The sequence below is a fragment of the Bacillus sp. AFS023182 genome, from assembly GCF_002560575.1.
Classification (GTDB): domain Bacteria; phylum Bacillota; class Bacilli; order Bacillales; family Bacillaceae_G; genus Bacillus_A; species Bacillus_A arachidis.
This window is the reverse complement of sequence record NZ_NTRO01000020.1, coordinates 90,988-113,582: the sequence shown is the minus strand read 5'-3', so window position 1 is coordinate 113,582 and position 22,595 is coordinate 90,988. Positions and strand designations below refer to the sequence as shown.

Annotated in this window: 26 protein-coding genes, 1 pseudogene and 1 other annotated feature; of the genes and pseudogenes, 12 read left to right on the top strand and 15 right to left on the bottom strand. The window is 35.3% G+C overall.

Annotated elements, in window-relative coordinates; all coding sequences use genetic code 11:
• From ilvC to ilvE, 4 genes are all read right to left on the bottom strand, one after another.
• A complete protein-coding gene (gene ilvC / locus CN288_RS09655) occupies positions 1-1,011 on the bottom strand; it encodes a ketol-acid reductoisomerase (RefSeq protein ID WP_026591300.1) in 1,011 nt (336 codons plus the stop codon).
• A gap of 27 nt (positions 1,012-1,038) precedes the next feature.
• Complete coding sequence (gene ilvN / locus CN288_RS09650; protein ID WP_026591301.1) at positions 1,039-1,551, bottom strand: acetolactate synthase small subunit; 513 nt, start codon at positions 1,549-1,551, stop codon at positions 1,039-1,041.
• Positions 1,551-3,248 carry an acetolactate synthase large subunit gene (ilvB, locus tag CN288_RS09645; RefSeq protein WP_026591302.1) on the bottom strand — a complete coding sequence of 566 codons (1,698 nt, stop codon included), beginning with the start codon at positions 3,246-3,248 and terminating at the stop codon, positions 1,551-1,553. The genes ilvN and ilvB overlap by 1 nt, the downstream gene beginning before the upstream one ends.
• 73 nt (positions 3,249-3,321) lie before the next feature.
• Positions 3,322-3,551, bottom strand: a binding site (T-box leader).
• A gap of 27 nt (positions 3,552-3,578) precedes the next feature.
• The gene (gene ilvE, locus CN288_RS09640; protein ID WP_026591303.1) at positions 3,579-4,472 is read right to left on the bottom strand and encodes a branched-chain-amino-acid transaminase; all 894 of its coding nucleotides are present in this window, start codon (positions 4,470-4,472) and stop codon (positions 3,579-3,581) included.
• Positions 4,473-4,884: 412 nt separating this feature from the next.
• On the opposite strand from ilvE, the gene CN288_RS09630 reads away from it, so the two are divergent.
• Positions 4,885-5,124: a DUF3911 family protein gene (locus tag CN288_RS09630; RefSeq protein WP_026591304.1), complete on the top strand. Its 240-nt coding sequence runs from the start codon at positions 4,885-4,887 to the stop codon at positions 5,122-5,124.
• A 189-nt stretch (positions 5,125-5,313) separates the two neighbouring features.
• Positions 5,314-5,553 (top strand): YkuS family protein, encoded by a 240-nt coding sequence (locus tag CN288_RS09625; protein ID WP_026591305.1) that lies wholly within the window; start codon positions 5,314-5,316, stop codon positions 5,551-5,553.
• A gap of 383 nt (positions 5,554-5,936) precedes the next feature.
• On the opposite strand, the gene CN288_RS09620 is transcribed toward CN288_RS09625, so the two are convergent.
• A complete protein-coding gene (locus tag CN288_RS09620; RefSeq protein ID WP_000608217.1) occupies positions 5,937-6,026 on the bottom strand; it encodes a hypothetical protein in 90 nt (29 codons plus the stop codon).
• Positions 6,027-6,141: 115 nt separating this feature from the next.
• Positions 6,142-6,543, bottom strand: coding sequence for a GerW family sporulation protein (gene ytfJ / locus CN288_RS09615; RefSeq protein WP_141527948.1), 402 nt, complete (start codon positions 6,541-6,543; stop codon positions 6,142-6,144).
• 199 nt (positions 6,544-6,742) lie between these two features.
• Between ytfJ and CN288_RS09610 the strand changes: the two genes are divergently transcribed.
• Positions 6,743-7,105 (top strand): imidazole glycerol phosphate synthase, encoded by a 363-nt coding sequence (locus CN288_RS09610; RefSeq protein ID WP_098302241.1) that lies wholly within the window; start codon positions 6,743-6,745, stop codon positions 7,103-7,105.
• Between the two features lie 33 nt (positions 7,106-7,138).
• Here the strand turns inward: CN288_RS09610 and CN288_RS09605 are convergent, their stop codons facing one another.
• The 3 genes from CN288_RS09605 to CN288_RS09595 all read right to left on the bottom strand — a co-directional run bounded on the left by CN288_RS09605 (position 7,139) and on the right by CN288_RS09595 (position 10,555).
• Positions 7,139-8,482 carry a TrkH family potassium uptake protein gene (locus CN288_RS09605; protein ID WP_026591308.1) on the bottom strand — a complete coding sequence of 448 codons (1,344 nt, stop codon included), beginning with the start codon at positions 8,480-8,482 and terminating at the stop codon, positions 7,139-7,141.
• 1,280 nt (positions 8,483-9,762) lie between these two features.
• Positions 9,763-9,918, bottom strand: a complete 156-nt coding sequence (locus CN288_RS09600) for a hypothetical protein (RefSeq protein ID WP_026591309.1) — start codon at positions 9,916-9,918, stop codon at positions 9,763-9,765.
• 217 nt (positions 9,919-10,135) lie between these two features.
• Complete coding sequence (locus CN288_RS09595) at positions 10,136-10,555, bottom strand: MarR family winged helix-turn-helix transcriptional regulator (protein ID WP_026591310.1); 420 nt, start codon at positions 10,553-10,555, stop codon at positions 10,136-10,138.
• Between the two features lie 340 nt (positions 10,556-10,895).
• Between CN288_RS09595 and CN288_RS09590 the strand changes: the two genes are divergently transcribed.
• Positions 10,896-11,339 (top strand): YrvL family regulatory protein, encoded by a 444-nt coding sequence (locus CN288_RS09590; protein WP_098302201.1) that lies wholly within the window; start codon positions 10,896-10,898, stop codon positions 11,337-11,339.
• 66 nt (positions 11,340-11,405) lie between these two features.
• Positions 11,406-11,960, top strand: coding sequence for a thioredoxin family protein (locus tag CN288_RS09585; protein ID WP_026591312.1), 555 nt, complete (start codon positions 11,406-11,408; stop codon positions 11,958-11,960).
• 27 nt (positions 11,961-11,987) lie between these two features.
• Here the strand turns inward: CN288_RS09585 and bacA are convergent, their stop codons facing one another.
• On the bottom strand, positions 11,988-12,782 hold the full coding sequence (gene bacA, locus CN288_RS09580; RefSeq protein ID WP_026591313.1) for an undecaprenyl-diphosphate phosphatase: 795 nt from the start codon (positions 12,780-12,782) through the stop codon (positions 11,988-11,990).
• Between the two features lie 193 nt (positions 12,783-12,975).
• Here bacA and CN288_RS09575 point away from each other — a divergent pair, with 193 nt between their 5' ends.
• From CN288_RS09575 to CN288_RS28700, 3 genes are all read left to right on the top strand, one after another.
• A complete protein-coding gene (locus tag CN288_RS09575) occupies positions 12,976-14,334 on the top strand; it encodes an MATE family efflux transporter (protein WP_098302200.1) in 1,359 nt (452 codons plus the stop codon).
• Between the two features lie 74 nt (positions 14,335-14,408).
• Entirely contained in the window at positions 14,409-14,588 is a 180-nt protein-coding gene (locus tag CN288_RS09570; RefSeq protein ID WP_098302199.1) for a 2-isopropylmalate synthase, read from the top strand.
• An 18-nt stretch (positions 14,589-14,606) separates the two neighbouring features.
• A complete protein-coding gene (locus CN288_RS28700; protein WP_026591316.1) occupies positions 14,607-14,756 on the top strand; it encodes a hypothetical protein in 150 nt (49 codons plus the stop codon).
• Between the two features lie 88 nt (positions 14,757-14,844).
• On the opposite strand, the gene CN288_RS09560 is transcribed toward CN288_RS28700, so the two are convergent.
• On the bottom strand, positions 14,845-15,366 hold the full coding sequence (locus CN288_RS09560) for a biotin transporter BioY (protein ID WP_139265531.1): 522 nt from the start codon (positions 15,364-15,366) through the stop codon (positions 14,845-14,847).
• 105 nt (positions 15,367-15,471) lie between these two features.
• On the opposite strand from CN288_RS09560, the gene CN288_RS09555 reads away from it, so the two are divergent.
• The gene (locus tag CN288_RS09555; RefSeq protein WP_098302198.1) at positions 15,472-16,368 is read left to right on the top strand and encodes an aminoglycoside phosphotransferase family protein; all 897 of its coding nucleotides are present in this window, start codon (positions 15,472-15,474) and stop codon (positions 16,366-16,368) included.
• Here the strand turns inward: CN288_RS09555 and CN288_RS28695 are convergent.
• From CN288_RS28695 to CN288_RS09535, 4 genes and pseudogenes are all read right to left on the bottom strand, one after another.
• Positions 16,365-16,538, bottom strand: coding sequence for a hypothetical protein (locus tag CN288_RS28695; RefSeq protein WP_026591319.1), 174 nt, complete (start codon positions 16,536-16,538; stop codon positions 16,365-16,367). The two genes, CN288_RS09555 and CN288_RS28695, sit on opposite strands and share 4 nt — an antisense overlap.
• Positions 16,539-16,639: 101 nt before the next feature.
• Positions 16,640-17,412: pseudogene (locus CN288_RS09545) on the bottom strand (hypothetical protein).
• A gap of 23 nt (positions 17,413-17,435) precedes the next feature.
• Positions 17,436-17,882 carry a flavodoxin gene (locus CN288_RS09540; RefSeq protein WP_098302197.1) on the bottom strand — a complete coding sequence of 149 codons (447 nt, stop codon included), beginning with the start codon at positions 17,880-17,882 and terminating at the stop codon, positions 17,436-17,438.
• A 380-nt stretch (positions 17,883-18,262) separates the two neighbouring features.
• Positions 18,263-19,441 carry an amidohydrolase gene (locus CN288_RS09535; protein ID WP_441296552.1) on the bottom strand — a complete coding sequence of 393 codons (1,179 nt, stop codon included), beginning with the start codon at positions 19,439-19,441 and terminating at the stop codon, positions 18,263-18,265.
• A 314-nt stretch (positions 19,442-19,755) separates the two neighbouring features.
• Here CN288_RS09535 and CN288_RS09530 point away from each other — a divergent pair, with 314 nt between their 5' ends.
• Genes CN288_RS09530 through dltB form a run of 3 tightly spaced genes read left to right on the top strand, consistent with a single transcriptional unit; the run spans position 19,756 to position 22,592 of the window.
• The gene (locus tag CN288_RS09530) at positions 19,756-19,902 is read left to right on the top strand and encodes a teichoic acid D-Ala incorporation-associated protein DltX (RefSeq protein WP_003206349.1); all 147 of its coding nucleotides are present in this window, start codon (positions 19,756-19,758) and stop codon (positions 19,900-19,902) included.
• A 12-nt stretch (positions 19,903-19,914) separates the two neighbouring features.
• On the top strand, positions 19,915-21,429 hold the full coding sequence (gene dltA / locus CN288_RS09525; RefSeq protein WP_098302196.1) for a D-alanine--poly(phosphoribitol) ligase subunit DltA: 1,515 nt from the start codon (positions 19,915-19,917) through the stop codon (positions 21,427-21,429).
• A complete protein-coding gene (gene dltB, locus CN288_RS09520; RefSeq protein ID WP_026591324.1) occupies positions 21,426-22,592 on the top strand; it encodes a D-alanyl-lipoteichoic acid biosynthesis protein DltB in 1,167 nt (388 codons plus the stop codon). Before dltA ends, dltB begins: the two co-directional genes overlap by 4 nt.
• Positions 22,593-22,595: the final 3 nt, after the last annotated feature.

The following is a 22,595-nucleotide window of genomic DNA, read 5'->3' as shown; positions in this document are numbered from 1 at the left end:
TTATTTAACCTCCGCCTTTACTTTCGGTTGTACAAACGGCATCATTTCACGTAATTTACGTCCAACAACCTCAATTTGATGTCCATTCTCCTTAGCGTTCGTTGCATGGAAATGTGGTCTTCCTGCTTTGTGCTCTGCAATCCATCCTCTTGCGAATGTGCCATCTTGAATTTCTTTCAACACTTCATCCATTGCTTTCTTCGTATGTTCTGTTACAATACGTGGCCCTGATACAAAATCCCCCCACTGCGCTGTATCAGAAACAGAATATCTCATATTTTCAAGTCCACCTTCATACATAAGATCAACAATGAGCTTTAGTTCATGTAAACATTCAAAATAGGCAAGTTCTGGTTGATAACCAGCATCTACTAATGTTTCAAATCCTGCCTTTACAAGTGCAGTAACCCCTCCACAAAGTACAGCCTGTTCTCCAAATAAATCTGTTTCTGTTTCTTCTTTAAATGTCGTTTCTAATACTCCAGCCCTCGTTGCTCCGATTCCATCTGCATAGGATAATGCTTTTTCAGTTGCTGCTCCTGTTGCGTCTTGATATACAGCAAATAATGCCGGAACTGCCCCGCCTTCGGTAAATGTACGACGTACTAAATGCCCTGGCCCTTTTGGTGCAACTAGAAAGACATCTACATCTTCTGGTGGTGTAATTTGATTAAAATGAACGTTAAACCCATGTGCAAACACGAGTGAATTTCCAGCTTGTAAATTCGGTTCGATTTCTGCTTCATATACCTCTGGTTGTAGTTCATCAGGTAATAGAATCATTACTACATCCGCAAACTTTGTTGCCTCTGCCACTGAATATACAGCAAAGCCATCCCCTTCCGCCTTTTCCCATGACTTTCCTGGCCTTAATCCAACTACTACTTCAAAATTGTTATCACGTAAGTTTTGTGCATGAGCATGACCTTGTGATCCATATCCAACAATTGCTACTTTCTTTCCCTTTAATACATTTACTGCTACATCTTTCTCATAATAAACTTTTGCCATATTCTTTCTCCCCCTATATTTAAATGATTACTGAATTAACATAATTTGTTTATCTTGTTTTTTCATGCTACGCGTGAATGCTGTGACACCTGTTCTTGCAATTTCTTTTAAGCCATATGGGCGCAAGAGCTCAATTAACGCTTCTACCTTTTCTTGCGTACCTGTTACTTGCACCACGATGGAATCCTTTCCAATATCTATTACAGTGGCTCGGAACGGTTCAATTAAGCTATACAATTCGGCTCTTGATACACTTGTTGTTGCTACTTTAATGAGAGCGAGTTCCCTTGCAATCATCGCCTCTTCCGTTATATCAGATACTTTTAACACATCAATTTGTTTATGCAGTTGCTTAATGAGCTGTTCCACTTGTTGTTCGCTTTCAACATGAACAACAAATGTCATCCGTGAAATATCAGACGATTCTGTATGCCCAACAGAAATACTTTCAATATTAAAATGCCTCCTCGTCATAACACCGGTAATTCGGTTTAATACGCCGCTTTGATTTCGAACGGTTGCCGTAACAATCCTTTTCATCACTTTTCCACCCCCTCCATTTGATGAACCCCTTTTCCAGGAGCAACCATCGGCATCACTTTTTCGGACTGTAGTACCCTGCAATCAATTACAACTGGTTCTTGTAAAGCAATCGCCTCTTTTAACTGTTCCTTTGCTAATAATGGATTTTCAATGCGAATCCCTTTTAGCCCATACGCCTGTGCAAGTGCTACAAAATCCGGTTGACAAGAAAGCAAAGAATGAGAATATCTTTGATTATAAAATTCATCTTGCCATTGTCTTACCATGCCTAAAGCTTCATTATTTAAAATCAAAACTTTAACCGGCAAGGAATGTTCTTTTAATACACCTAATTCTTGTAATGTCATTTGAAAACCAGCATCCCCAACAATTGCAACAACTAACTCATTTGGCTTTGCAATTTGTGCACCAATAGCAGCTGGAAATCCAAATCCCATCGTCCCAAGCCCTCCAGATGTTACCCACTTATCTGGATCTTTAAGCGGATAATATTGAGCTGCCCACATTTGGTGCTGTCCAACATCTGTTGTAATAATCGCCTTGCCTTTTGTGATTTCGTATAGCATATCAATTGCCGATTGTGGTTTAATCTCATCAGAATCTTGATCGTAAGAAAAAGGATATTGTTCTTTTCTACTTTTCAAAAGTGATAACCATGCACTATGATTCTCTTTTTTCCCTTTAGAAACAAGAAGTGACTCCAAAGCATGCTTTGCACTTGCTACAATCGGAATTTCTGTAGGGACATTCTTTCCAATTTCTGCTGGATCAATATCAATATGTGCGACTATAGCCTCTTTCGCAAAATATTCCAGATTTCCTGTGAGACGATCATCGAATCTCGCACCGAGATTTATGAGTAAATCACACTCATATAACGCCATGTTTGCTGTATACGAACCGTGCATCCCTCCCATTCCTAGAAACAACTCATCATGAGGAGGAAATCCACCTAATCCAAGAAGTGTATGAACCACAGGTATACGATACATTTGTGCAAAATCTGTTAATTCTTGTGCAGCTTTTGCATGCAATACGCCTGCTCCAGCTAAAATCAACGGCTTCTCAGCAACATCAATCGCTTGTAATAATTTGTTAATTTGCAATAAATTTGGTTCATAGTTTGGTTGATATCCTGGCAAATCCATTTGTACGTTACTACATCGCTCTCCTTTTTCTACTACCATGTTTTTAGGAAGATCGATAACTACCGGTCCTGGTCGACCCGTTTTCGCAATATGAAAGGCCTCTTTAATAATTCTTGGTAAATCTGATGCCCTGCGCACTTGATAATTATGTTTTGTTACTGGCATTGTAAGCCCCATAATATCCGCTTCTTGGAAAGCATCACTTCCAATCAGCGTTGTAGCTACTTGACCAGTAAAAACAACAAGCGGTAATGAGTCAATCATTGCATCTGCAAGACCCGTAATTACATTTGTCGCACCAGGACCACTTGTCGCAATAACAACACCAGGTTTTCCTGTAACTCGTGCATACCCCTCAGCTGCATGAATCGCTCCTTGTTCATGTCTTGTTAAAATATGAGGAATTTCGCAATCATAAATTGCATCATAGAGCGGTAGAACAGCACCTCCTGGATAACCAAAAATAACTTCTACGTCTTCCTTTCCTAACGCTTCTAACAATAGTTGTGCACCAGTTGCCATTTTATCTTCCGTTTTTGAAGGCATTTTTCTTATGAACCTCCTTTAAAATTGTTTTTTTACAATAAAAAAATCCTACGTCCACACTCCAGCTATGTGCTGAAGGGACGAAAGATTTCGCGGTACCACCCTTCTTCGCAAGAATACTTCTTGCCTCAGTGACTCAGGGGATGAGTCTAGCTAATAACGGAGCTACCGTCTAAACCTAGACAAACGCTTCAGTTTAGCACTCAAAGGCGATGTTCGTCGACGTGAACCATCGGTTTCCAGCAACCACCGACTCTCTGTGAGGCTTCACAATCAACTACTCCTCCCTATCAACGCTTTACAAATTTATCATTCATTACACTGCTATCATTAAACTTTATTTTCTTCGTAAACTTTCTCTCCATCTTCTATAACTAATTTACGAAACTCTTCTAATAAACGATTTGTATGTAGACCCGTTTTTCCGGCCCCAATCGTTCTTCCGTCAACTGTTGTCACTGCAATAACTTCAGCAGCAGTTCCTGTTAAAAATACTTCATCTGCTACATATACATCGTGTCTTGTAAATAATTCTTCTCTTACGTCATACCCGAGTTTTTCTCCAATTTCCAAAATGGAATTTCTTGTAATACCTTCTAATGCCCCTGCAGAACTTGGTGGTGTAATTAATTTATTGCCTTTTACAATGAACACATTATCACCAGATCCTTCTGCAACATAACCTTGTTCATTTAACATAAGGGCTTCTTGTACACCAGCAAGCTTCGCTTCAATTCGAACTAAAATATTATTTAAATAGTTTAAAGACTTTACTTGCGGTGTTAATACATCTGGACGATTTCGACGTGTGGCAACTGTCACAACCGGTATTCCTTTTTCGTAATATTCCGACGGAAATAGTGATAACTGTTCCGCAATTACGACTACATTCGGTTTTGAGCAAGAATCAGGATCTAATCCAAGGTTCCCAGCACCTCGTGATACAACTAAACGAATGTATCCGTTAGATAGCTTATTTTGACGAATCGTCTCAATAACAATATCTATCACTTCATCTAACGTATATGGAATTTCCAACATAATGGATTTTGCTGACTCATATAAACGAATAAGATGTTCTTTAAGTCTAAAGACATTGCCACTGTAGACACGAATCCCTTCAAACACCCCATCGCCATATAAATAACCATGATCATATACTGAAACTTTTGCTTCGTCTTTTGGAACAAATTCTCCATTTAAGAAAATCCGTTGCTCATTCACTTAAAAGCGCCTCCTATGTTCTGTGAATTTTTTATTGTTTCCTAGTTTACTCTCCTTTTTAAATAAATCAAGATAATTTTTAGAAAATTTTTAATTTTTAATTTATAGACACGCTCATTTATATTGATTTATCAACATTGTTAACGTTTACAAAATGTCAAAAATTTTTTTCGTCATTTTTCATCAAAAAAAATATTTGTTTAGAAGAAGGATTTTTGTCAAATAATGCGAATCTATTGTATTCAATAAACGGACGTCCGATTTCATATATTCGGCAATAAAAACGACTTTTAATTAAAAAGGAGGAATACATTCAAAATAAAATTGTATAAAAGTAACAATCATATTTTTCACGCAGCTTTCATAATCCTATTTTAAAAAAACAAATTGTCAAATGAAGGAGGAAAATAATATGGCGTGTGTACAAATTAAAGGAACAAGACAAGAGGTAGTAGAAATGTTACAACTATTTGATTTAATGGATACGAAAGGTTTTTGTAAATTCGACAATTACGTAGAGGTGTATCCAAATGAAAAACAAAATAACAACTTCATCGCCTCAATTGATATTCAATCCAATGATGCTTCTGCTCAAGATCAATTAAATGATCAGTTCGTCAGTCAAATGCTTACAGGTGTGTACAACGACTAATATATGATTAAAACTTCAAGGAGCACTGATCGTGCTTTTATAGACAGTTATCCCCTACCTACTTCTACGTCTCAAGGTGGGGGATCTTGCTACCGCAAGCAGCTCTCCTTTTTCTACCATCTTTTTCTTACAAACATAAATATTTTCCAAAAAACAGTGCATATTACTAGATGGTAGGAGGTGAAGGAAATGGCGAAAATTGGTGTTGAAAATTCATTAACAGATGTTCAACAAGCATTGAAACAACAAGGACATGAAGTTATTTCACTGCAATCTGAAAACGATGCGCAAAACTGTGATTGTTGTGTTGTAACTGGACAGGATTCTAATGTGATGGGAATTAGTAATGTAACGATGAAAGGATCTGTCATTGAAGCAAGTGGCTTAACAACTGATGAAATTTGTCAACAAGTCGAAAGTCGACTTTAAAAAATGATATGACTACAAAATGCAAAAATTTATAAAAAGAAAAGTCTCCTATTCAAGGAGACTTTTCTTTTTATATTCACCTAACGGGAAAGTAACATATACTGGATGAAAGCCCTACCTCTCTCTCATCAACACGGTTCCTCTGACCGCTCCTTGATACACTAGTATGTGTATAAGCTTACAAATACAACTTTTTGGGTTTATTCACAAAAGTTGTTGGTAAAATTACCCGATCCTTCGCAAATTTTTCATGTCGCATTTATAAAAAATATCCAATATATACTAGCTGTAACCGAGACACGAAATATAATCTTAACACTTCATAATAAATTCGTCAATATTTATTTTAACAAAATAAAAACAGACATCGTAATCTGTCTGTTTTAGAATGGAGCCTTTTCTTTTACTACATATACAACAAATCCGCTTACTAACATACATAAACCGACGGTAAAATTCTTGATGTTAATCATAACTACCTCTCCCTTATTTCATAAATCATATATATTTACATTTCAATTATATTCATTATCCCGAAGCACACTTTTTCTAATATATCACAATTCCTAAAAAATGCAACTTTACTTTTTAACGACCATTTACAAACTTATCAACTGTACTTGGAACCGCATTCAAAGCCTTTTCAATCAAATGTGTACCACTATGTAAATGTAACACTTGCACACCACCAGATCCTACTACTAAAAACGCAACCGGGTCAATTGAAACTCCTGCACCACTTCCGCCTCCAAACGGGTGCCCTTGTTTCAACTCTTTTTGCTGACCTTGTCCAGTCACACTTTTTCCTATAGACCTTTCTCCTTTAAAATCACTACCCCCTGCCCCAAACCCAAAAGCAACTTTTGAGACAGTTAAAACAACATGTCCGTCCACTGTTGAAACAGGACTTCCGACAATTGTATTTACATCAACCATCTCTTTTAAATTTGTCATTGCGGTTTTCATTAAGTTTTCAATTGGATGTTCCATCATTTCAGCCACCTTTTTCCTCTTAATTCTTTTTTATGCTTTCCAAAATAGAGAAACTCATACCAAGTTTTACAATTCATAAACAACACTGCTCTATTATCAACTTTCTTCAACTTGATTAAGCGAAATGTAAATCGACTATCTATTTCTTACGGGATAAAAAAAGAAAAAGATATACATACTACTAATGAACCTTGTTATGAAAGGAGACATTGCTTTGACTGATAAATTTGATGAACAACATAGAACTGAAAAAGGGGACTATAAAGAAGAGTACGCGGCAGAGGTTGCTCCTCAGCATGTCAACTATAACGATAAAGATGAAGTAAAGTCAAAAACAGCGGGTTCAACAGCTGGTTTCATCGCACTTGCTCTTGCCCTATTATCTCTCTTTACATTCCCGACACTTTTTGGACTTGTTTCCGTTTTACTTGGCATTTACGCCTATAATCGTGGTGCTACTGTAACCGGTAGTATCGCAGCTATTATCGGTGGTATTTCTGCAATTGTCGCTCTCATATTCCGAGCTGCAATTATTGGTTTATTTTTCTCACTCTTTTAAAGAAAAAAGGTATCTCGCTTTTAGCGGGATACCTTATCCTGTGAAAACATCTTCTGATGGATATCGAATTTTTTGCTTCGCTGGTCGCGCCAGTGAAAATACAAGCGTTAACGGACCAATTAATCCACAAAACATAACAAACATGATGATACATTTTCCAACAGCTGATAATTTAGCAGTAATTCCCATTGTTAATCCAACTGTCCCAAACGCTGAAATTGTTTCGAATAAAAGTTGAATAAAACTAAAGTTTTCTGTAAGCATTAATAAAAATACTGCTGTAAAAATAAGAATTTGACTAGCAACCACAATTGCTAACGCTCTTGTTACCGTTGCCATTCTGATTGTACGCTGGAATAAAACAAAGTCTTCCTTCTTTCTAAAAAAGGAAATAACCGATGTAATTAAAATTACAAAAGTCGTTAACTTAATTCCTCCACCTGTTGAAACACTTCCTGCACCTATAAACATTAAAATCATTGTAAACAGTATGGATGACTCTTCCATTCCTCCATAGTCAACTGTATTAAATCCTGCAGTCCTTGGTGTAATTCCTTGGAAGAATGAGGCCCATAACTTCTCATTTAAAGATAAAGGCCCTAATGTTTCCACATTGTTATACTCCAATATAAAAATTACAATCATCGCAATAACATTAAGCGCTACTGTTCCGATAATCATAATTTTCGAATGAAGTGATAGTTTCCGAAAACTACGGCTATACCATATATCAATTAATACAGTAAATCCTAAACCACCTATAACGATTAAAGAACAGATCCCAATATTAATAATAGGATCCCCTACATATCTTGTTAAATTATCTGGCCATAAGGCAAATCCCGCATTATTGTACGAAGCGATAACATGAAAGATACTATAATATAAACCTTTACCAAAACCGAATTCTGGAATAAATCGAATGGATAGAAAAACAACTCCCACTAACTCAATACAAATAGAAAAAATAAAGACTCGCTTCACTAACTTTACAAGCCCACCTATATTCGTTTGATTAAATGCCTCTCCAATTAATAATCGGTGGCGAAGTCCAATTTTCTTTCCTAGTACCCAAACAATTAAAATTGCAATTGTCATTAATCCCAGTCCACCTGTTTGAATTAATAACATAATGATAATTTGGCCAAATGTTGTAAAAGTACTAGCAGTATCTACAACTCCTAACCCCGTTACTGTCGCTGCCGATGTTGCTGTAAAAAACGCATCCACCCAACTAATTGATTCTTTTGTCGCGAATGGTAGTTTCAATAACATTCCCCCGACAACAATTAAACAAAAAAAGCCCATTGCTAAAATTTGCGGCGGACTTAATCGTATAAGACGATTATAAAATCCTTGTTTTTTTGTTGCTTCCATATCACTAACTCCCTTAATAAAGTAAAACATCTATCCGTAGGCTGATAGCTTATTTCACTTGAACAAAATCTCATAGAAAGTAATTCTCCACCTAACTTTTTCAATTCCTCATACTTTTAGAGTGAACTCATTAGTGCGGATTAATCTTTATACCCTCATAATATAGTTGAGCATAATCCTTTTTTCCATAGATTTCAACTTTTATTTTCACAGGCAGTATAACAAGTATTCATTCACTTAACGCACCCATTCTACCTATTAGAACCATCTTACTAAAACAGAGTTTTACGATCATTCTCGTTCTTCACTCTCATTCTGCCTAAATATGCTCATGATAATCCTTACTTTTTTCTAAGAGAATACCTAACTACTTTTTTATTTTCCATCTATCATTCAAAAAAAATTAAACATACCTCTGAAATCCCCATATCTTTCACTCCAAGTTCACATTGAAATCACATCTATCTTTTATATTATAACTATCGAAGCTGTTCCTCCCTAATAATGAGACATTCCCCAGTGTCTCGAACAGCTTTCTATCCCTAATTAAAATTGACATAAATTGTCCCCTTCCCTGACCATCTTGTATGAACGAGATGGTCTATTTTTTTATCACCTACTACTAAATAATCTCCTTATCCATTAACGACAAATTATTCATCTATAGATTACCTAACTACCTTCTATCCTTCTTCTATTTATCAAAAAAATATAAAACAATTATTTTAAATTCCCCATACCTTTCACTTCAAGTTCACATTGAAGTCACATCTATCTTTTATATTATAACTATCGAAGCTGTTCCTCCCTAATAATGAGACATTCCCCAGTGTCTCGAACAGCTTTCCATCCCTAATTAAAATTGACATAAATTGTCCCCTTCCCTGGCCATCTTGTACCAACAAGATGGCCTATTTTTTATCACCTACTACTAAATAATCCCCTTATCCATTAACGACAAATTATTCATCTATAGATTACCTAACTACTTTCTATCCTTCTTCTATTTATCAAAAAAATATGAAACAATTATTTTAAAATCCTCATACCTTTCACTTCAGATTCACATTGAAGTCACATCTATCATTTATATTATAACTATCAAAGCTGTTCCTCCCTAATAACGAGGCATTCCCCAGTGTCTTGAACAGCTTTCCATACCCAATTAAAATTGACATAAATTGTCCCCTTCCCTGGCCATCTTGTACCGGCAAGATGGCCTATTTTTTACCTTAAAATACAATTCAAATTTCGGAACAAAAAAAAAGGAGTGAGAATCCTCACTCCTTTTTTGATTTACTTCCTTTTTTCGAACGATATTCTTTCCCTTTATTATCATTACCAGTTGAAAACTCAGAACTAAACTCTTGTTGGAACTGTCCTGTTTTCGGTGAACCTTGGTTTCCACTTCCTTGACTCCCATTGCGATTCGTCATCTTGCCCCCCCTTTCTTCTTCCATTATTGTTAGTATGGCTTTCTTCTCATAATCATACTCATAGCGTGCTTCTATATAACAAGTTTCAACTTTTCATTTTATCCCGACTAGTGAAGTCTGATAATCAATGGTTGTTGAGGCACTCACCGATTAAATAAAAAAATCCTGCCCAAAACATGGAAGGATCCTCTATTAGCTATAATTCATATGGCTTTTTCTATATAAGTTTTTTTGAAATAGATACCATTACATGCATTTCTTCTTCAGATAGTGCTGAAAACCTTTCTTTTAAATACTGCTTTTTTGCCAATTCCATTTTTTCAACTAACTCTTTTCCTTGTTCCGTAATTTCCAAATATACAACACGACGATCAGATGTAGAACGTGAACGCGTCACAAAACCTTTATGAATTAACTTTTCTGTAACAGCTGTAATATGACTGTTTGATACATGTAGTTCATTTGCTACACGAGAAACCATTTCTTTTTCATTACGATTTAATATACGGAGCACGAGAAACTCATTCCATGGTATGTAATCTCCAAAAATTTTTCCGATATCATTACGCAATGAACGAAACATAGCGAAAACATTTGCAGATAAATCCTCCATTAATTGTTCACGATTATGAGACACCGCTTACATCTCCTTTTAATTCATGTAGTTAAATAAAAACTTTATGAATTATATTACCTCATATTTTACATTTTGTCACCTTTTTTCCTATACAATTCATCTATATACATATTGACACCGTTAAAATTATTCTTTATTTATCAAAGTACGTATCGTTTAATATCCATTTGGAAATAAATGATACAGGTTGCTTTTCTAACATGCTGAAGCTCACATCAGCCACAAAAAGGGATGCGATAAATCGCACCCCTTTTTGTTTTGGTTTCTTATTAAATATTCATGCTATAATGGATTATGAAATATTTTCCATCCCGCAACCCGAATTATTTGGAGGTGTAGTATGAATCTAGATAAAGAGAAGTTTTCAGATTTAAATAGCAAAGATAAAACGATTGCTATTAGTAGTATTACCCTTCTTATAATGATTGTTTTTGCCCTTATCTTCTTTATACATGTTGGAGTTTTTCGCCTCATCGGTGTTGAATATACATCAAGAACTGCACTATTTTTCTTTTTTATTTTACTCCTATTTTTGGATGGCGTTAGTCATTTTTTTATGTTATTTTTTAAAGCACTTTTACAACCAATACTGAAACAAATGCCAAAATGGCTCACCTTTTTTCTGCTTTCTATCATCGAAATCTCACTTGATTGGCTCGTTATTCACACTGCAGATGATTGGATGGAAAGCATTACAATTTCAAATAGAGCTGAACTGCTCATTGTCCTTGTCTTTTTTATGTTAGATAAATTATGGCCTACTGATAACAAAAAGAAAGAGTAAGATTACAAGCTTTTCTCTATAAAAATTGATACAATAAAAGCAAAATATATTGAAGGGGTGTTACATATGACATTACAACAATGGGCCAATAAAGGTATATCCTTTAATACATACGTAAATAACATGACTGTGAATCAATATGAATTACTACATATTTATAATAACTTTTTAATTCCAAACGAATTACTTCCTGTTTTAGAAGAACGCCAAAATGACGGCTGGCGCGTTATTGTACTAACCGCTGATTGGTGCGGAGACGCCCTTCTTTGCGTACCTGTTATGAAACGTATTTGTGAGGTTTCCAATATTGAAATGAAATTACTCATCCGTGATGAAAATTTAGAACTAATGGATCAATATTTAACGAATGGAACAGCACGTGCCATTCCAATCTTTATTTTTATTGATAAGGATGGAAAGGAACAAGCTGTTTGGGGACCACGCGCTCCAAAAGTACAAGAATTAGTTACTTCTATGCGTGCTACATTACCTGAAAAAGACGATCCACAATTTGAAGAAAAACAGAAAGAAATGTATGCGAATTTCCGCGCTACATTAGCTGATGACACATCACTTTGGGCACATGTGATGGATAGTATGATCGAAAAAATTGTAAAATAAAAAAACTGCCAATGGCAGTTTTTTTTATTACATAATGAAGAAATAATAGAACACCGCAGCTAACACAAAACGATAATAAGCAAATGGTGTTAACTTTACACGAGCTAATAATTTTAAGAATGAAACAATCGCAAGCATTGCTACAAGGAAAGCTGTAATAAAACCAGTTGCAAATAATGTGATATCTGCTGAACTTAATACGTCCCAGCTTTTAATTAAATCTAATCCTGATGCTGCAACCATCATAGGTACCGCTAAAATAAATGTATATTCAGCTGCTGCTGTATGAGATACACGAGCTAATAATCCACCACTTATTGTAGATCCAGAACGTGAAAATCCTGGCCATAACGCTAAACATTGGAACATGCCAATTGTGAATGCTTGTTTATACGTAATCTCGTCCAATGTCTTTGCTGTACTTGGTCGTGAAAACTTCTCAGCTACAATCATTAAAATACCACCAACGATTAAACTCACAACAACGGGTCCTGGTCCAAATAAAACTTCTTTAATTTTACTATGGAATAAAACACCTAGTACACCTGCTGGAATCATACCGATAATGATATGTAATAAATTTAAAGATGGCCCTTGTGTTACCTTTCCAATTCCAACTAATGACCATAAACGTTTCCAAAATACAACAACAACTGCTAAAATCGATCCCAATTGGATGACAACTTCAAATACTTTTGCTCTATCATCATCAAACCCTATTAAATGTCCTGTTAAAATCATGTGTCCTGTTGATGAAACGGGTAAAAACTCCGTTAACCCCTCAACAGCTCCCATGATTAAACCAATTAACCAATCAGCCACGGATAGTGCCTCCTTAATACCTTATATATACTTTTTTCACACCTTATCATAATACCTCATCTATTTTCAAAGTGCATCTTTTTTTTCAACCGTTCAAAATATAACAATACGTTCACATATGTGTATTTCTTTTCTATTTTCTTATTAAATTGTATGATAGAAAGAGTTTGGTCTCGCGTAGAAAGGAGCTTTTATGAAAGAAACACATTCATTCTTACAAAAAATAAAACAATTTGTATTACTATTTTTCCCAATTTTTATAACGCAAATGTCTTTATTTGCAATGAGCTTTTTTGATACTACAATGTCCGGACACGCAAGCGCTACTGATTTAGCCGGGGTTGCAATTGGAACAAGCGTATGGATTCCGATTAGTACTGGACTAACAGGAATCTTAATGGCTACTACTCCTATTATTGCTCAGCTTGTTGGCTCAAAACAAAAAAAAGCTGTTCCTCATATCGTAATACAAGCCGTATATTTAGCAATTGGAGTAAGTTTACTCGTTATTCTCATCGGCTTCTTTGCCGTTTCACCCATTTTAAAAGGCATGCATTTAGAACCGCCGGTTGAACACATCGCTTCTCAATTTTTAAGTATTATTGCAATTGGTATTATTCCTTTATTTGTCTATACTGTATTGCGTGGATTTATTGATGCATTAGGGAAAACACGTACAACGATGATGATTACATTACTTTCCTTACCGATTAACGTCATTTTAAATTATGTATTTATTTTTGGGAATTTTGGCTTTCCGAAACTAGGAGGCGTTGGTGCAGCAATTGCTTCTACCGCAACATATTGGTGCATTTTATTTATTACCATTATTATTATCAGTACGAAAGAACCATTTACATCTTTCGGTATCTTTAGGCGCTTATACCGCCTTTCTCTTTCAAGTTGGAAAGAATTATTAAAGCTTGGAGTACCTATCGGGTTTGCCATCTTTTTTGAAACGAGCATTTTCGCCGCCGTTACACTTATGATGAGTAATTTTAGTACAACAACAATTGCTGCACATCAAGCGGCGATGAACTTTGCTTCGCTTCTATATATGACACCTTTAAGTTTAGCGATGGCCCTAACAATTACAGTTGGCTTTGAAGTTGGAGCAAACCGCTCTGAAAATGCAAAGCAATACAGTTTTATCGGAATTAGTTTGGCGCTCACTTTTGCCTTATTATATTCTATTCTACTCTTTTTCTTTGACGATCAAATTGCATCTATTTATACAACAGATATTGCTGTTCATGATTTAGCAAAAGAGTTCCTTATTTTTGCGATTTTATTTCAAATTTCCGATGCAATCGCTACTCCCGTGCAAGGTGCTCTCCGTGGTTATAAAGATGTAAATGTTGCTTTAATAATGACACTAATTGCCTACTGGATCATCGGTCTGCCACTCGGTTATATATTAGCAACCTATACCTCTTGGGCAGCTAAAGGTTATTGGATTGGTCTTATTATAGGGCTAGCATTTGGCGCTACCTTTCTTCTTGTTCGTCTCTTTCAAGTACAACGTAAATATACCTCACAAAAAAGTCGCTAATCGTAGCGACTTTTTTCATCATGCATAGTTCCTCTTTAAACGTGTAACATAATGAAAAAGAAAGGTGTAAATCTATGGATGAAAAGAAAAAACAGCAGCTCTATGATGAAGAATTTGCTCCTGAAATCTCACCTGGATATAGGCAAGATATTCATGAGCCATCTCAATATAAAAACACTTCCACTTCGTTTTTAATTGGAATTGGTATTTTCGGAGCAATATTACTTGTACTTATTATTTTTGTCTACTTTTAATGAAGGGAGAACTATATTATGACAAAGCAATCCCCAACTTTCTCTAAAAGAGTTGTAAAAACACAAAAAGGTTATGCTGGTGATTCTGTAAATGCGCATAAGCAAGTCGAACAAGGCAATCTAGAAATCGCCAAAAAAGAAATTGGACAACAAAACGAGAACCTATGAATGTCCCCTTTCTTGCAAGTGTTTAAGGAAAGAGACTTCTTTTAGAATACTGTAAAAACCGAAAACATCCTCAGTTTCTGAGGATGTTTCATTCTACATATTGCCGCTGCTCTGCGATCTTGAATGTATGCTTCTCTTTTACAATCTTCATTTCATAGTTTAAACTCATTTCATCTCTCTTACCATTCTCAATACCTGAAACATAAGCTATGGCACAGTAAGTAAAACTTTCATCAGATTCTTCACATATTTCTTCATTAGAAAATTTATACTCTAAAGTATGAAAACGATTTGGATAATAATTTCTTATTAATTGTCCATAACCGCTCTCTATATGATCTTCCGAAAATATTTCCATCCCTATCTTTTTTATCTCCTCTTTATCCTGAATCTCAAAAACAGATAATTGTGCTGTAATAAAATACTCACCGATTTTTTTCTTTTCATCAAAAGTTAGCTGTTTTACTTCTTTTCCCTTTAATTCCTCAGATATCTGATACTCACTTTTCTGCTTAAATTTCGCAAAAGCTTGAATTTTATACATTCCTAAAAACAAAACACAAACGAACAATATCCACATTGCCATCTTTTTGTTTTTCTTTCGCATCATTTACCCTCTCTATTCCATCATTTATATTATCTTATCACAAAGAAAGAAAATTCTGTTATTATAAAATAAAACGAACGAATCAAGGAGAGAAATGAGGAAAGTTATATGTACTCTTACAGGACACATATAGAACAAGCGCTACCAAGTATCACCATACACTCTTATGAACAAAATGATAATGGCTGGGATAATGTAGCCATTATCATTAACAAGGAATGGCTCTTTCGTTTTCCACGTAATCCCCAGTATGCATGGCGAATACCTTGCGAAAAAGAGCTGTGCAAGAGACTTTCTCAATCATTACAAGAGGTAGAAGTTCCTAACTACCATGTTTTATATAAAAACAAATCAGATTTAATTCCATTTTGTAGTTACTATAAACTCATTCACGGAGAACCACTAACAGTAAAAACAATAGAAAGATTAACTGTAAAAGAACGTGAAACAGTAATCACACAACTTGCTACCTTTCTTGCTTCTTTACATACTATCCCAATAGAACATGCTATAAAATGGGAGTTTGATATCGAGAAGCCTATCTCATATTGGCGAGAGATTCAAACGAAATTACACGATTATCTTGCACACACGCTTACATCGTTAGAAAGAAAAGCTTTTGATTGTTTATTTGAAGATTTTTTTGAACTTATGCATGCATCTGATTTCCAAAAAGCAATGATCCATGCTGACTTTACACATCATCACATTTTATTTGATGAGGAGAAAAGAAGCATTGCTGGTATTATCGATTTTGGTGATGCTCAAATTGGAGATCCTGCCTTTGACTTTGCTGGATTATATAGTGATTTTGGTAGTAAATTTACAAATGACATCTATAAACAATACTGTGCTCTCACTCCCCACCATGATTCAACTTTCTTTAGGCGTGTCATGCAATTTTATCAATATAGCCCATTACTCCATAACCTTGTTTACAGCTTTGAAACAAATAATGAACAAGAGGTACAGAAAAATCGAAGACATTTACAAACTATACTTTAGGGAATAAATTCATTTCTTTCTCTATTCGCCTTTTCCTCATAGATTATTAATTTTTTATCCATTTCTATAATTAATTTATACATTTGAAACGCCTGCAAAATCTGCAATTGGATCCAAAAAGGAGCCTGTTGTTCTTGTAACCACTGAAATACTCTCGCTTCATTTTTCATTGATCATTTCTCCCTTCACAAGTTCCCCTACATCTATACCGTAAATGATGAAAAGCTTTTCATGTCAATAACAAAAAAGGGATACAATTTTGCACCCTTTTTTAATGAAATATAGAATTTTTTCGAACTGGTAGATGTTGTACCTCGTCTACTTTACATTCATTACGAAAGGTACATCCAATACATTCAGAACGAACTGTACGTTCTGTGTACAGTCCGGTTGCTGTAACATCTCTTTCATTCTATATAAATCCTTCATTCCGTCCACAATCTCTCTCTCTTTTGGAACATATTCATACCTAGTTCCTTCTATTAAATTAACAATTTCAATTCTTTCAGCAAGAATTCCAAAAGCTTTGTAACTAAACACTGCTGTAAGCTTTTGAAAAAGAGCTAGCATCTCTTCATTTGCATCAACAACATACTTTTTAATTACAAACGATTTTGTAGACCATTCCCCCACTTCAAACGTTAATGAAATATGCACCCCTAGCTCTTCCATATAGGTTTGTAACTTCTCATATAAAAATAAAGGTGGTATTTTACTTGCGTCATTCTTCACAAACTGTAGTAAATGGTCCGTTAACTTTGCGAGAACAATATAATATTCCGCTTTAGAAGAGAACATATCAATACGCACATTCCCCCAATGTCTCTCTAATCGTTCTAACAGAAGCATTGTTGTTTGTTTTTCTACGGGTGATGTGTAGTAATCAATAATAATTTGATTTACAATCGCTTGAACCATTTGTTGCCATTCAAATGAAGAAGGTTCTCTTCTTTTTATATGGCGAAAATAAAACTTATGCGGACAACGCATAAAATCATATAAATGATAATCTGCCATCGTTTTAATTGATATTTTCCCCTGCACCCATCTTCATCTCCCTCTCGCCATTAAGAAAGGTGTTTTATGAATTCAGCACCAAACTGAAGACATTTCTCTACATCCTCATCTTCTGGCGTTAATTCTATTTTTAGCCCTTCCATTACAACTTCAGCACCGCGCTCTCGTAATTTTTCTTCTAAAATGTCAACAGCTGCTCCGTATTTCGGATAAGCAGAGTCACAAGATCCAAATACCGCTGCTTTTTTACCAGTTAAATAAATTTCTTCCATTTCATCATAAAAATCTAAGAAATCATCAGGAAGTTCACCGTCTCCCCACGTGTATGCTCCTAAAATAATTCCATCATATTCTTCTAATATAAAAGCCTCTGGCGTCGTCATAATGTCAATGACTTCGATTTCATTTCCTGTTTCCCGAATGGCTCCAGCTATATGATCAGCCATTTCCTCTGTATTTCCACTCATACTTGCAAAAATCATTACACATTTACCCAACTGGCTCTCTCCCTTGATTATATCTATTTTTTCTGTGTTATTTGTTTTTCTCATCTACATATTCAGCACGGATTATTCGCCGTTACCATACTATATCTTTATCTTTCATTTCCCATTGTCGAAAGCGGAATATTATTTCATTTCTCTCATCCATTCTACCGCCTGTTAATTAATTGATAATAATTATCAATTTCAACTATGCATTTAGATTAATTGAAAAAGATTATCAAAGTCAATGTTTTTTTTGAAAAAATAATGAAAAAGTACAAGCTTGTCCGGTAACAGTTCATATACTATAAATGAGCATAGTTCTTTCTCAGCCCTCTCTAACGGAAAGAAATAGAAGCAACTGCAGTAATTGCAGTTGCCCTTTTTTATTTTTAAGCTTTTAGTAAATTCATTGTCGCCCGTAAAAATAGCTCTGCCCCACTAATTAAAGCTGATTCATCCACATCAAATTTTGGATGATGGTGGGGATAACAAGTGTTTGTTTTCTCATTTCCAGTTCCTAATTTAATAAAGCAGCCTGGTGCTTCTTTTAAATATGCAGAGAAATCTTCTCCTCCCATTGAAGGAGCAAGTTTTACAATTCTCTCTTTTCCAAACAACTCTATCGCGCTTTCTTCTACTATTTTTGTAATAAACGTATCATTGATTACCGGGTCATATCCATAACGATATGCGTACGTATACGTTGCACCATGTGCCTCTGTAATTCCCTTAGCAATTTGCTCAATCCTCTCCTCTGCTTCTTTTCTCAATGCTTGATCGAAAGAGCGAACTGTTCCCATCAAATATGCTGTATCAGGAACAATATTATCCGCTGTTCCCCCATGAAATTGTGTTATTGAAACAACTCTTTGCATAAAAGCGCCTGTATTTCTAGAGACAATATGCTGTAAATTTGTAATAATTTGTGCACCAATTGCTATCGGATCTACCGTTTCTTCTGGCCTAGCAGCATGCCCTCCTCTTCCTTTTACCTCTATTGTAAATACATCGGGGGCAGCCATCATCGGTCCATATACAATCCCAATCTTTCCCGTTTCTAATCCAGACATAACATGCAAACCGATAATATAATCTACCCCGTTCATGACACCTGCTTTCACCATTTCCTGTCCCCCGCCAGGATACACTTCTTCAGCATGCTGAAATAAAAGGCGAATTTCTCCTTCCCACTCCTCATCCATGTTCCCTAGTGCTTCTGCCGTGCCTAATAAAATAGCAGTATGGGCATCATGCCCACATGCATGCATAACTCCTGGAGTAAGTGATGCATATGCTTTATACGTCTCTTCCTGAATTGGCAATGCATCCATATCTGCACGAATTGCTACAACTTTTCCAGTCTTATGCCCTTTTTTCTTTGCCATCACACTATATGGCGTCGGTCTTGTCACCTCGAAAGCTGAAAATGAACACAATGTATCATATATAAATTGTGAAGTTTTTTCTTCATAGAATGATAGCTCAGGAAATTGGTGAAGATGCCTCCGCCACTTTATAATATTTTCCTCTGACACGTATGTCGGCCATCCTTTATTCACATGCTCCATTCCTGACGACCTCCTTTTTTATTGTTCACATTTCTTATTTCACTGTGATAATTCAATTTTCTTGTAAGATTTTCATTTATAAAAACGCTTTATTTATTCCCTGCTTATTTAAAAAAAGACAAATCCATTACAAATTCATATAGAATGTAATATAATTGCTAAGTTAGGGATTTTCTTTTTTAGTATTTAGTGCTACTATCAAAAAAGAGCCTTTTTGTCTTATATTTACCTAAAATGTGGAATTTTGTTTTTTTCACAACAATGTAGGATATGATATCTACATACAGTTACTATTTCATAAGAGAGGGAAAGACATGGAAAGATTAAAAGAGATATGGTCTCGACCACTCACACAATGGTTTGCAAAAACTTTTTATTACCTTGCAATTTTATTTGCTTTGCTTTGGTTGTATGGTTTCCATGATACAAACACAAGCACATTTATTTACAATGAATTTTAGGGTGGGAACGTTATGAAGTTATTAGAACAAATCGAAAAGTGGGCAGTTGAAACTCCAGACCAAACCGCTTTCGTTTGGCGAGATGCGAAAATTACGTACAGACAATTAAAGGAAGACTCCGATGCACTAGCCCATTGGATTTCTTCTGAGTATGCCGATGATCGCTCACCAATTATGGTTTATGGCCATATGCAGCCAGAGATGATCACTAGCTTTTTAGGGTGTGTCAAAGCTGGACATGCTTACATTCCAGTAGATTTATCTATTCCAGCTGATCGTGTACAACGTATTGCTGAAAGTTCTGGTGCGAAATTACTTCTATCACCGGTAGAAGTAACAGTAACTGATTTACCAGTTCGCATCATATCTGAAAACGACTTAAAAGATATTCTCTTTACTCATAAAGGAGAAACACCAAACCCTACTCATGCGGTAAAAGATGATGAAAACTTCTACATTATTTACACCTCAGGGAGCACAGGTAATCCAAAAGGTGTACAAATTACGTATAATTGTCTTGTAAGTTTTACAAAATGGGCGGTCGAAGATTTCAACTTACAAACAGGGCAAGTTTTCTTAAACCAAGCACCTTTCTCATTCGATTTATCTGTGATGGATGTTTATCCATCGTTAGTAACAGGTGGTACGCTTTGGGCAATTGATAAAGATATGATTGCACGTCCAAAAGACTTGTTTGCTTCTTTAGAACAATCTGATGTACAAGTATGGACATCCACACCATCTTTTGCAGAAATGTGTTTAATGGAGCCATCTTTCTCTGAAAGTATGCTACCAAACATGAAAACATTCTTATTCTGCGGTGAAGTATTATCAAATGACGTTGCAAGAAAACTAATTGAACGTTTCCCAAAAGCAACAATTATGAATACGTACGGTCCAACAGAAGCAACTGTAGCTGTAACAGGTATTCATGTTACACAAGAAGTCGTTGATGCCTATCAATCACTTCCAGTTGGCTATTGTAAATCTGATTGCCGTATTCTTATTATGAAAGAAGATGGTACGATTGCGCCAGATGGTGAGAAAGGTGAAATCGTAATCGTTGGTCCAAGCGTAAGTGTTGGATATTTAGGAAGCCCTGAATTAACAGACAAAGCATTCACGGTTATTGATGGCGAACGTGCCTACAAAACAGGTGATGCTGGCTATGTAGAAAATGGTCTTCTTTTCTATAATGGTCGTCTTGATTTCCAAATTAAATTACATGGTTATCGAATGGAATTAGAAGAAATCGAACATCACCTTCGCGGTTGCTCTTATGTAGAAGGAGCTGTCGTAATTCCCATTAAAAAAGGTGAGAAATACGATTACTTATTAGCGGTTGTTGTTCCAGGAGAGCATTCATTTGAAAAAGAATTCAAATTAACATCTGCAATCAAAAAAGAACTCAATGAGCGATTACCAAATTACATGATTCCAAGAAAATTCATGTATCAATCTTCTATTCCAATGACACCAAATGGAAAGGTAGATCGCAAAAAATTATTGAGTGAGGTTACAGCATGACCGCATACGGATCATTTTATTTTTTCGCCATAGTGGGCATTTTATTAATACCTACTATTATAGCTGGATTAAAAGGTAAAATGTTGCGCAAATATAATGCTGTTCTAACATTAGTTATGCTTGCAATTATCTTCTCTGATAAACCAAAGCAAGCGTTGATGTTGGCAGTATTTATCATTTGGCAATACATCCTGATTAAAGGCTATTTACTATTACGAAAACAAAATAATAATACGTTCATGTTTTGCATGGCTGTTATTTTATCGATTTTGCCACTAGTGTTAGCAAAAATCGCACCATTCGTACCTGAACTAAAGTTCATTGTTTTCCTTGGTATGTCTTATGTGACATTTAGGGCCGTACAAATGGTGTTTGAAGTTCGTGATGGTTTAATTAAAGAATTCACATTCTTTAACTTCTGGGAATTCGTTCTGTTCTTCCCAGCTATCTCAACTGGACCTATCGATCGTTATCGAAGATTCCAAAAGGATATTCAAAAACCGCCAAGTGCTGAAGAATATCAACAATTACTATACACAGGGATGAACCGTATTTTCCAAGGGTTTCTGTATAAATTTATAATTGCTTATTTACTACAGAAGCATTTTGTTGATGCAGTATTTGCAAATCAAGATACGTTTTTATCTAATGTTATTTATATGTATAGTTATAGTTTATACCTATTCTTCGATTTTGCTGGTTATAGTGCATTCGTAATCGGTGTAAGTTATATGATGGGTATTAAAACGCCAGAAAACTTTAATAAACCGTTCATCAGTCGCAACATTAAAGATTTCTGGAACCGTTGGCACATGAGCCTATCTTTCTGGTTCCGTGACTTTATTTATATGCGCTTTGTCTTTTTTGCAACAAAGAAAAAGTTAATTAAAAATCGATATACGATTTCATATATCGGCGCATTCTTAAACTTTTTCATTATGGGCGTATGGCACATTTTAGGTGAACATGTATATCAATACATTATTTACGGCCTATACCATGCAGCTCTGTTTATTTTGTTTGATATTTTTGAACGAAAAAACAAAAAGCATAAGTTTTGGCCAAATAATAAATTCATGCATGTCCTTGCAATTGTAATTACGTTCCATTTCGTATGTTTCGGTTTCCTAATCTTCTCTGGTCACCTTAACAGATACTTTTAATGA